The organism is Blastococcus sp. CT_GayMR20, from assembly GCF_004570345.1.
This window is the reverse complement of sequence record NZ_SPQM01000063.1, coordinates 17,383-28,353: the sequence shown is the minus strand read 5'-3', so window position 1 is coordinate 28,353 and position 10,971 is coordinate 17,383. Positions and strand designations below refer to the sequence as shown.

Here is a 10,971-nt window from a genome sequence, read left to right as displayed (position 1 = left end):
TGACCGCGTCGGAGAGCCGCATCCGCGACGCCGACATGGCGCAGGAGATGGTCCAGTTCACCCGGAACCAGATCCTGTCCCAGGCCGGCACCGCGATGCTCGCGCAGGCCAACCAGGCCTCGCAGGGTGTCCTGTCCCTGCTCCGCTGATCCCAGCTGAGCTAGGCACCTAGTACGACCCCGGACGAGGGGGGAGGCCGATGGCCTCCCCCCTCGTTCGCGTTCCCGGTCGGCGGGGGTCGCCGCTGGTCGGGGGCTCCCGCGAAGCCCGGTGCGGAGGTACGGTCCGCTCGTCCGGGCGGAGGGGGCCAGACGTGACCGATGCAACCGGAACCGGCTGAGCTGACGGCCCTCGAGCAGGCGATCGCCGCGCTCGAGGGGCAGCGGCGCATCCTCGGGGACCAGGTCGTCACGACGGCGCTCGCACCGCTGGTCGACAAGCGCGACCGGCTGCTCGCCGCCTCCGTGGGCGAGCAGCGGAAACTGGTCACCGTCCTGTTCGCCGATCTGGTCGATTCCACGCCGCTGGCCCGGCGGCTGGACGCCGAGGACCTCCAGCAGGTGATGAGCCGGTACTTCGCGGCCGTCCGCAGCGCCGTCGAGGCCGAGGGTGGCGTGGTCGAGAAGTTCATCGGCGACGCGGTGATGGCGGTCTTCGGGCTGTACCGCTCCCGGGAGGACGACGCGGCCCGCGCCGTGCGCGCCGGCCTGGCGGTGGTTGCGGCCGTCGAGACGCTGAGCGCCCAGCTGCAGGAGTCGCACGCTGCCCCGATCGTCGTCCGCGTGGGGATCGACACCGGCGAGATGGTGGTGACCGGTCTGGCGGAGCGGGCGTCGGGGGACTTCCTCGTCGTCGGCGACACCGCCAACCGGGCCGCCCGCCTGCAGGCGGCCGCGGAGCCGGGCACGGTGCTGCTGTCGGAGGAGACGTGCCGCCAGGTCCGTGGCGTCTTCGGGCTGCGGCGCATCCCCGGGCTGCACCTCAAGGGCATCGAGGGCCCGGTCGACGCCTACGTCGTCGCGTCCCCCGACCGGGAGGGCTTCTGGCCGGAGACCCGCGGGGTGGAGGGGGTGGTCACCCGCACGGTGGGGCGCGAGGCGGAGTTCCGGGTGCTGCGCGACGCGTTCGCCGGGGTCGTCGCCGAGGGCGGTCGGCGCGTCGTGACGGTGCTCGGCGAGGCCGGTGTCGGCAAGTCCCGGCTCGTGCACGACGTCGAGACGTGGCTGGCGCGCCTGCCGACGGAGGTCTGGGTGCTGCGCGGCCGGGGGTCCCCGTCGACGCAGGGCGTGGCCAACACGCTGCTGCGCAGCGTGTTCGGCGAGCGGCTCGGCATCCGCTCCACGGACGACCCCGAACGCGTGCGTCGCCGTTGGGCGCAGGGCTGGACCCAGCTGCACGGCGGCGTCGAGGACACCGACGGCTCACCGGAGACCGTGGCCACCTGGCTGGGGTTCCCGGTCGGCGACGCCGGACGTGAGGCGGTCGGGACGACCGATCCCGAGGCACTGCGGCGGCGGGGGAGCGGTCTGGTGCTGCGGCTGCTGGACACGCTGGCCGAGCGGGCGCCTGTGGTCGTCCTGCTCGAGGACCTGCACTGGCTCGACGCCGCGAGCCTGGACTCCCTCGAGGCGCTGGCCCGGGCGCCGGACGGCGGTCCGCTGCTGGTCCTCGCGACGGCCCGCCCCACGCTGCTGGAGCAGCGGCCGTCGTGGGGACGCACCGCGTCGGTGCACTCCACCCTCCGGCTCGAGCCGTTGGACCAGGACGACGCCCGCAGCCTCGTCGCCGAGATCCTGCAGCGGGCGGACGACGTGCCGGCGGCCCTCGTCGAGCTGGTCGTCGGCACCGCCGACGGCAACCCCTACTACGTCGAGGAGCTCGTGAAGTGGCTCGTCCAGGAGGGGGTCGTCGACACGTCGCACGACCCCTGGCGGGTGGCGGCGAGACCTCTGGACTCCGTCCGCATCCCCACGACGCTGCGCGGCCTGCTGCAGGCGCGGCTGGACTCCCTGGAGGTCGTCGAGCGCGGCGTCCTCGGCGGCGCCGCCGTCGTGGGCCGGGTGTTCTGGGACCAGGCCGTCGCCCGGCTGGCCACGGCGATCGACGCCGCGACGCGGGACACCGCGCTCGAACGGCTGGCGATCCGCGAGGTGGTGTTCCGTCGGCCGCACTCCAGCTTCTCCGGCAGCGCGGAGTTCTCCTTCCGCCACGCGCTCATGCGCGACGTCGCCTACGAGGGGGTCCTCCGCTCGGTGCGCCGGGCCCACCACGCGCTGGCCGCCCAGTGGCTGGAGGAGGCGGTCGAACGCAGCCAGCGGCCCGACGAGCACGCCGCGGCGGTCGCCCACCACCACCAGGAGGCGGGCAACCCCCCGGCGGCCGCCCGCTGGTACCTGCGGGCCGGCGAGCACGCCGCCCGCACCTTCGCGCTCGACGACGCCCTGCAGCTCTTCGCCCGCGCGCTTCCTCTCGTCCCCGCCGGCGAGCAGGGGCTCTGGGCCGACGTGCTGCTGGCCCGCGAGGTCGTGCTGGACCGGCTCGGCCGCCGCGACGAGCAGCGGACCACGCTGGACGAACTGTCCGCCGCGACCGGTCTCGACCCCGTGCGCCGGGCGAAGGTCCTGCTCGCCCATGGGCGATGGCTGTTCTTCCGCGGCGACTACCCCGCCGTCCCGGAGGTCGCCGACGAGGCGGCGCGGCTGGCCCGGGAGGCGGGCCGGCCCGACCTGGAGTCCGACGGGCTGATGCAGGGTGGCCGGAGCCGGGCGTACCTCAACGAGCACGCGGCCGCCCGCGAGCTGCTCGGTCAGGCTCTGACGACCGCCCGGTCGACCGACGACCACAAGCGGGCGGGGGAGGTCCTGCGGCTGCTGGCCGTCGTGGCGACCAACCTGGCGGAGACCGACGAGGGGCTCGCCCTGCTCGACGAGGCACGGGCCGAGCACCGGCACATCCAGGACAGCGAGGGCGAGGCGATGGTCACCGGGCAGCGCGGTGCCCTCCTGATGCACATGGGCCGGCTCGAGGAGGCGCGCGCCGCGACCGAGGACGCGCTGGCGGTCTTCCAGGTGACCGGGCACCGCTACCGCGAGGGCGTCATGCTCACCAACCTCGCCCGGATCGCGATGGACCAGGGCCGGGTCGACGACGCGCTCGAGCAGGGCCGGCGCGCGTTGCAGCTGACCGAGGACATCGACGACACGGAGGGTGTCGTCGCCTCCCTGCAGAGCCTCGGCGACAGCCACCGGCTCGTCGGCGACCACGCGACGGCGCGGAGGTACCTCGACCGCGGACTGGAGGAGAGCAGCCGGCGCGCCCTGTCGTACTTCACCACACACCTCCTCGCCTCGATCGCGGTCGTCGACCTCGCCGAGGGACGGGTCGACGACGCGCTCGCGCACGCCACCGCGGCCCAGGAGGCCGCGGCCGCGGACGACGTCCCGCCTGCGCAGGCGCGCGCGGACCTGGTCGCCGGCATGGCCCACCGGGCGGCCGGTGATCCGGTCGCGGTCGACCTCCTCCGTGCGGCCGCGCAGCGGCACGCCGAGCTGGGCCTCGAGTACGACCGGCTGGAGTGCCTCGGCGTCCTCGCCCTCGCGCTGCGGGACGCCGGCGACCTCGGTGCGGCGATGGAGGCGGTCGAGGAGGTCCTGCCGCACCTGGACTCGGTCGCCGTCGGCACCGTCGAACCCGGCCGCGTCCTCGCCGACGTCCACCTGGTGCTCTCCGACGCCGGGGATCCGCGTGCCGCGGACGTGGCGGAGCGGGCCGCGGCGCACCTGCGCGAGCGGGCCGCCCGGATCGCCGACGACGACCTGCGGACCCGGTTCCTGACGGCGCCGGTCAACGTGCGGTTGGCGACGATCGCGCGGACGGACTGAGCACGCGGACGGATTCCCTCGTGCCGCCCGCCGCTCGTCGCTACCCTCCGGCCGAGGGCCACGGACGTTCCCGCGGGAACACGGGGACGACGAGGGGGAGCCGACGGATGGACGTGGTCCCGCGGCCGGTGCGGAGCGCGACCGGCCCCCCGACCGTCGCCTCGCTCTGGGCGGACGTGAGCGGCCGGGAGCTCACCGACTCCGACCTCGAGTGGCCGCCGGACGTCTTCGCACTCGCCGGCACCGTCCTGGGCCGCACCCACGCCTACCGGTTCGCCGTGTCACCGCCGCCCGGCCGGCAGTGGCCCCCGCCCCGGCTCGGCGGCTGGAACGACGTGGTCACCGACGCGGCCGAGCAGTGGTGCGCCTGGACCGAGGCACCCGACGGGCCCCCGCCGGCCCTCGTCTCCGAGACCTGGACGACGCTGCTCGCCGCCGCGGGGACCGAACTCGACGACATCGCCGACGGCCGCGCGTGGGAGGTCTGCGAGGCGCTGTTCCTGCTGCTCGCGCTCAGCGACGAGGCCTGCGCGGGCGTGGCCGCCGCGCTCGATCCGGAGCGCACGGCCGGCTTCCGCTTCCGCGGCCGGGCGGGTGAGCTCCTGGCCCGCACCGGCTCGCTGTCCGCCGTCGCCCCGTTCCGGCTGCGGGTGCTGCCCAAGGGCCGGACGCCGCCGGGAGGCATCTCCTTCCGGTCGCTGTCGCGCTACCTCTGCCTGCGCGGCACCTCCGTGGACGTCGCCTGGCACAAGGCCCCGGCCCGGCGGTCGGGCACCGGTCAGCAGCAGGCCAACGTGCTGCTGCTGCCGTGGCCGCTGCGGGTGCGGCAGCGGGACTTCCGGCCGCTCCCGGGCTCGGTGCGGCGTGCGGAGAACGAGCCGTTCGGCATCTTCGAGTTCGTCCCGGCCGAGACCTTCGACCTCGACCTCGTGGAGCGGGTGCTGGTCGGGGCGCTCGACGAGGTGGACGGCATCGACGCGGTCGTCCTCCCCGAGAGCAGCGTGCCCGCCGACGAGCTCGAGCCCCTCGAGGCGCTGCTCGCGCGCTACGGCGTCAACATGCTGCTCGCGGGCGTCCGGGAGCCCACGCCGCCCGACCGGCTGCCCGGCAACTGGGTGCACCTCGGCGTGCACGTCGGCGGCTGCTGGTCGCACTACCGGCAGAACAAGCACCACCGCTGGTTCCTCGACGAGAGCCAGATCAACCAGTACCACCTCGCCGGCGCGCTGCATCCCTCGGTGCGCTGGTGGGAGGCGATGGAGGTGCCGCGCCGCGCGCTGCAGTTCCTCGAGCTCAGCGAGGGCCTCACCGTCGTCGCCGTCGTGTGCGAGGACCTCGCCCGCCTCGACGAGGTCGCCGAGCTCATCCGGGACGTCGGCCCCTCGCTGGTCGTGACGATCCTGCTCGACGGGCCGCAGCTGGCCTCCCGCTGGACGGCCCGCTACGCCAGCGTGCTCGCCGACGACCCGGGGACGGCGGTGCTCACGCTCACCGCGTCCGGGATGGTCGAGCGCAGCCGGCCGATCGGTGCGCCGCCGTCGTCGGTCGTGGCGATGTGGAAGGACCCGACCCGCGGGCTGCGCGAGATCTCCCTCGACCCCGGCGCGCACGGCGTGGTCATGAGCGTCGCCCACACCCGCGCCCGCCGCCGGTGCGCGGACGGGCGGACACCGGTGGACAACGCGACCGGGCTGGTGGTCGCCGGGGTGCACCAGGTGACCGCCGTCGCCGGGGATCCCGGCCGCGTCCCGGGGCCGCGCGGGGTGACCGGCGCCGCGCTCACCCCGCCGGAGCTGACCATCGTGACCGCGTGGGCCGAGGCGGCGGCGGAGGCCCTCGAGCACACGCCGGACCGGGTGGCCGCCGTCCTCGCCGACGCGCGTCCGGGTGCGCCGTGGCGCCGGGACCTCGGGCTGCCGGAGCCCACGGCGGCGCTCGCGACCGCCCTGACCGCCGTCGCCGACACCGTCGACGGCGGACGCCCGGACGGCGGGACGGACGACGCCGTCCTCGCCGTCCTGCAGCACGCGCCGGCCGACGGCGATGCGCCCGTGTCGCTGGCCACCGCGGTGCTGCGCTCGGCGCTGGAGTCGCGACGGGACCAGCGGGCCGTCCGGTCGGCGTCCCGGCTGAACGGGGGAGGAGTGGCCCGATGAGCAGACCGGTCCTGCTGGCCGTGGACGACGACGGCCCGGTGCTCGCCGCGGTCGAGCGCGATCTGCGCGACCGCTACGCCGAGCACTACCAGATCGTCGCGGCGTCCTCGGGTGACCAGGCGCTGGACCTGCTGCGCCGACTGCGGCTGCGCGACGACACCGTGGCGCTGCTGCTCGTGGACCAGCGGATGCCGGGCATGAGCGGCACGGAGTTCCTCGCCGCGTCCCGCGAGCTCTACCCGGACGCCCGGCGGGTGCTGCTCACCGCCTACGCGGACACCGACGCCGCCATCCGCGCCATCAACGACGCCGACGTCCACCACTACCTGCTCAAGCCGTGGGACCCGCCGGAGGAACGGCTCTACCCGGTGCTCGACGACCTGCTCGAGACCTGGCGGCGACCTGCCCCGGCGGCGAACCTGCGCGTGGTCGGCGACCGGTGGTCGGCCGCCAGCCACGCGCTCCGCGAGTTCCTCGCCCGCAACCTCGTGCCCTACCGGTGGCTCGACGTCGAGACCGATCCCCAGGCCCGCGTGCTGCTGGATGCCGCGCGCGCCGACGCAGGGTCGCTGCCGATCCTTGTGACCGACGACGGCGAGGTGCTCGTCGACCCGGACCTGCACGCCGTGGCGGAGCGGATCGGGCTGCAGGTGCGCGCCGAGCGGTCGGCCTACGACCTCGTCGTCGTCGGTGCCGGTCCCGCCGGGCTGGCGGCGGGGGTCTACGGGGCGTCGGAGGGCCTGTCCACCCTCGTCCTGGAGTGCAACGCCCCCGGCGGGCAGGCGGGCACGACCAGCCGGATCGAGAACTACCTCGGGTTCCCCGTCGGGCTCTCGGGTGCGGACCTCACGCTGCGCGCCCGCGAGCAGGCGATCCGCTTCGGCGCGGAGATCCTCGTGCCCGCCGAGGTGGCCGGGCTGCGCCGCGAGGATCCGTACACCCTGATCCGGCTGGCCGACGGCACCGAGGTCAGCGCCTCGACGCTGCTGATCGCCTCGGGCGTCAACTACCGCACCCTCGACGTGCCCGGAGCCGCGCCGCTCACCGGCACCGGCGTCTACTACGGCGCCGGTCGTGCGGAGGGCGTGGACCACGCCGGCGGGCGGGTCTTCGTCGTCGGAGGCGGCAACTCGGCCGGGCAGGCGGCGCTCTTCCTGGCCCAGTTCGCCGCCTCGGTGACGCTGCTCGTCCGCGCTGCCGACCTCACGAGCACCATGTCGAGCTACCTCATCGACCGGATCGAGGCCTCGGACACGATCTCCCTCGAGCCCCGGACGGAGGTCGCCGGGGTGCTCGGTGAGCGGCGGCTGGAGGGGCTCCGGCTGCGTTCGAACGGCACGGAGGAGCGCGAGGTCCCCGCGAACGCGCTGTTCGTCTTCGTCGGGCAGGCGCCCCGCACGAGCTGGCTCGAGGGCGTCGTCCGCCGGGACGACAAGGGCTTCGTGCTCACCGGTGGCGACCTCGGCCTCCCACCGCCCGACTGGCCGCTCGAGGTGCCGCCCCTTCCGCTGGAGACGTCCGTGCCGGGGGTGTTCGCCGCCGGCGACGTCCGGCACGGGTCGGTGAAGCGCATCGCCTCCGCCGTGGGGGAGGGCGCGATGGCGGTGCGCTTCGCCCACGAGCGGCTGGCCGGTCGGTGACGACGGCGGACGTCGCCGCCGCGCTGCGCAGGTCCCGGCTGTTCGCCGAGCTCCCGCAGGACGACGTCAGCGCGCTGGCGGCGACCAGCCGCGCCGTGGAGCTGACTCCGGGGGAGGTGCTGATGAGCGAGGGCTCGCCGCCGGATGCCATGTACGTGGTCGCCGACGGGGAGCTGGAGATCAGCCGGCTGGCCAACGGCGCCGACCTCCTGCTCAACGTGTGCGGGCCCGGCGACCTGATCGGGGAGCTCGGCGTCGCCCACGGGCGTCCGCGGTCGGCCACGGTCCGGGCGCGGGGCCCGGCACGGGTGCAGCGCATCGGCGCGGAGGCGCTCGACCGGCTGCTCGCCCACCCTCCGTCTGCCCGGGCTCTGCTCACGGCCACGTCCCGGCGGCTGGACCGCGAGGAGGGGCTGCTGCGCCAGCACGAGCGGATGGCGGCACTGGGCGCCCTGGCGGCCGGCCTGCTGCACGAGGTGAACAACCCGGCCGCCGCCGTGCAGCGGGGAGCCGCCCGGCTCCGCGCCCTGCACGCTGCCGACGACCGTCCGCCGAGTCCCCTCGCGCCGCTCGTGGGGGAGCGTCCGGTGCCCGACGACCCGCTGGCCCGGGCCGACGCGGGGACCGCGCTCGCCGGGGTCCTGACCGCGGCGGGCGTCGAGGGCGGCTGGAGCGCGGCGTCCGACCTGGTCCGCCTCGGCGTCGAGCCCACCGCCCTCGCCGGCGCGCTGGCCGCTCTCCCGGCCGAGGACCGCGGCGGCGCGGTGCGCGACCTGGTGCGGGCCGAGGAGATCCGCGCGGTGCTCGAGGAGGTGTCGGCCGGCGCGGAGTACCTGTCGAAGATCGTGTCGGGGGTGCGCCCGCTGGCCTACGCGGCCGACCAGGCACTGAGCACGGTCGACGTCCATGCCGGGCTCGAGCAGTCCCTCGTCCTCGTCCGGCACAAGGTGCCGCCGGGCGTGCGCATCGTGCGCGACCTCGATCCGGGGCCCCTCGTCGTGGAGGGCTGGCCCGCGGACCTGGCCATGGTGTGGACCAATCTCCTGGACAACGCGCTCGCCGCCGTCGGGTCCCAGGGCGAGGTCACCGTCCGCACGCGGGGCGAGCCCGACTCCGTCGTCGTCGACGTGGAGAACACCGGTCCGACCGTGCCGCCCGAGGTCCTCGAGCGTGCCTTCGACGCCTTCTACACGACCAAACCGGTCGGCCAGGGCACCGGACTCGGGCTGGCCACGTCGCTCGCGGTCGTCGCGCAACGGCACAAGGGCCGGCTCACGCTCACCTCCGAGGACGGCGTCACCCGCGCCCGCGTCGTCCTGCCGCGGCACCGCTGAGGCCGCGCCCGGGGGTCACGCGACCGGCTGGCGCCTCAGCAGGGCGCGGCACACCGCGGTGAGGTCGACGAGGCCGACGAGCCCGTCGTCGTCCACGACGGGAAGGTTGTTCAGCGCCTTCTCGAGCATCAGCTCGGCCGCCTCGGTGAGCGACGTGTCCGGGTGGACGGCCGTGGGCCGTGGCAGCCGCAGGTCGTTGATCCGGATCTCGCCGAGGTCTCGTCCGTCGGCCACCGCCTGGCTCACGTCGGCGTCGGTGAGGACGGCGATCGGCATGCGCCCCTCGTCGTCGGACGTCACGACCAGGGCGCAGTCGTGCGCCCGCTTCATCAGGTAGGCGGCCGAGGCGACGTGGGCGTCGGCCTCCACCGTCCTGGTCGCCGGGCGCATCAGCTGCCCCACCGTGGGTTCCTGCACGGTCGGACCGGCCGTGGGGGTGGGCGGGCTGCTTCCGGACATGGCGGCTCCTGGGGATGCGCCTCCTGGGGTGCGCTCATTGTGCGGGCTGCACGCACGGGGGCATAGCGTCCGGCCCATGGACGAGGACACACCCGGCGACACCACGACGGTCGTCGTCATGGGCGTCTCCGGCTCGGGGAAGTCGACCGTGGCCGCGGGCCTCGTCGAACGGCTGGGGTGCGAGTTCGCCGAGGGCGACGACTTCCATCCCCCGGCCAACGTGGCCAAGATGCGCGCGGGCACGCCGCTGGACGACGAGGACCGGTGGCCGTGGCTGCGCAGCCTTGCGGCGTGGATCGGAGAGCGCGAGCAGGCCGGCCGGGACGTCGTCGTCACCTGCTCGGCGCTCAAGCGCAGCTACCGCGACCTGCTCCGCGACGGGCATCCGTCCGTCTGGTTCGCCCACGTGACGGTCGACCCCGAGCTGCTCCGTGAACGCGTCGAGAGGCGCACCGGCCACTACATGCCCTCGGCCCTGCTGGAGAGCCAGTTGGCGACGCTCCAGCCGCTCCAGGACGACGAACCGGGCGCGAGCATCTCGGGAGCCGGCACGCCCGACACCGTCGTCGAGCAGCTCCTGGCCACGCTCAGCGCCGAGCGTGGTGTCCGCATCGACCGGGGGACCTCGTCCTGAGCCGCGGCAGACCCTGACGATCCGGGTGTGACCGGTCTCCGAGCGGGGCAACCACGGAGCCACAGCTCGGGGGCGGCACGGGGGTCGGACGGTCATGGACGCAGTAGGTGTCGCACGGGGTTCCACGTCGGCCGGGCTGTACGGCAGCACGGTCAGCAGACGCCCCGTCCGGGCGGCGGTCGCCGAGTTCCTCGGTACCGCCGTGCTGGTCTACGTGGGCACCAGCGTCGCGGTGGCGTCGGCGGCCCGTGGCGAGGCGGTGTACGACACCCTGGCCGTCGTCCTCGCCTTCGGCCTCGTGCTGGTGGCCCTGGTCGCCGCCTTCGGCCACGTCTCCGGGTGCCACCTGAACCCCGCCATCACCGTGGGCCTGGCGGTGACGCGCCGGTTCCCGTGGTCCGCGGCCGGCGTCTACGTGCTGGCGCAGCTCGGCGGCGGGCTCCTGGGCGCCCTCTGCACGTGGGTCAGCTATGGCGGGCGGGCGCGCAGCGAGGCCGGGCTGGCGGCCACCCGCCCCGCCGACGGGGTCTCGGTGGGCCAGGCGTTCCTCGTCGAGCTGCTGGTCACGTTCGTGCTGGTCCTGGTCGTCATCTCGGTCGCGACCGACGACCGCGCGGAGAGCTCGGTCGCCCCGGTGGCGGTCGGCTTCGCCCTCGCGGCGGCCATCTTCGTCGCGGGCCCCCTGACCGGTGGGGCGGTCAACCCCGCCCGCGCCTTCGGTCCGAACCTGCTGGCCGGTGATCTCGCGCCGTTGTGGCTGTACCTGGTGGCGCCGACGCTCGGCGGCATCCTGGCCGCCGTCCTGTACGACCGCGTCCTGGCCGCGGGCGAGCCGCCCGAGGCGCCCTGAGCGGTTCCCCGTCCTCC

8 protein-coding genes are annotated in these 10,971 nt (G+C 75.3%); 7 read left to right on the top strand and 1 reads right to left on the bottom strand.

Translation table 11 applies throughout. The features are described 5' to 3' along the window. The 5 genes from E4P40_RS15185 to E4P40_RS15165 all read left to right on the top strand — a co-directional run. Positions 1–149, top strand: a 149-nt coding sequence (locus tag E4P40_RS15185; RefSeq protein ID WP_280790622.1) for a flagellin, incomplete at its 5' end; no start/stop codon positions are given. Between the two features lie 171 nt (positions 150–320). Then, complete coding sequence (locus tag E4P40_RS15180) at positions 321–3,881, top strand: adenylate/guanylate cyclase domain-containing protein (protein WP_135159369.1); 3,561 nt, start codon at positions 321–323, stop codon at positions 3,879–3,881. 107 nt (positions 3,882–3,988) lie between these two features. Beyond that, positions 3,989–6,037 (top strand): hypothetical protein, encoded by a 2,049-nt coding sequence (locus E4P40_RS15175; RefSeq protein WP_135159370.1) that lies wholly within the window; start codon positions 3,989–3,991, stop codon positions 6,035–6,037. Beyond that, on the top strand, positions 6,034–7,677 hold the full coding sequence (locus E4P40_RS15170) for an FAD-dependent oxidoreductase (protein WP_135159371.1): 1,644 nt from the start codon (positions 6,034–6,036) through the stop codon (positions 7,675–7,677). Before E4P40_RS15175 ends, E4P40_RS15170 begins: the two co-directional genes overlap by 4 nt. Next, entirely contained in the window at positions 7,674–9,011 is a 1,338-nt protein-coding gene (locus E4P40_RS15165) for a cyclic nucleotide-binding domain-containing protein (protein ID WP_135159372.1), read from the top strand. Before E4P40_RS15170 ends, E4P40_RS15165 begins: the two co-directional genes overlap by 4 nt. Before the next feature lie 15 nt (positions 9,012–9,026). Here the strand turns inward: E4P40_RS15165 and E4P40_RS15160 are convergent, their stop codons facing one another. Further along, positions 9,027–9,470: a CBS domain-containing protein gene (locus E4P40_RS15160; protein ID WP_167762249.1), complete on the bottom strand. Its 444-nt coding sequence runs from the start codon at positions 9,468–9,470 to the stop codon at positions 9,027–9,029. A gap of 76 nt (positions 9,471–9,546) precedes the next feature. On the opposite strand from E4P40_RS15160, the gene E4P40_RS15155 reads away from it, so the two are divergent. Both E4P40_RS15155 and E4P40_RS15150 read left to right on the top strand, forming a co-directional pair. Continuing rightward, entirely contained in the window at positions 9,547–10,104 is a 558-nt protein-coding gene (locus tag E4P40_RS15155) for a gluconokinase (RefSeq protein WP_135159374.1), read from the top strand. Positions 10,105–10,198: 94 nt separating this feature from the next. Next, the gene (locus E4P40_RS15150; protein WP_135159375.1) at positions 10,199–10,954 is read left to right on the top strand and encodes an aquaporin; all 756 of its coding nucleotides are present in this window, start codon (positions 10,199–10,201) and stop codon (positions 10,952–10,954) included. Positions 10,955–10,971: the final 17 nt, after the last annotated feature.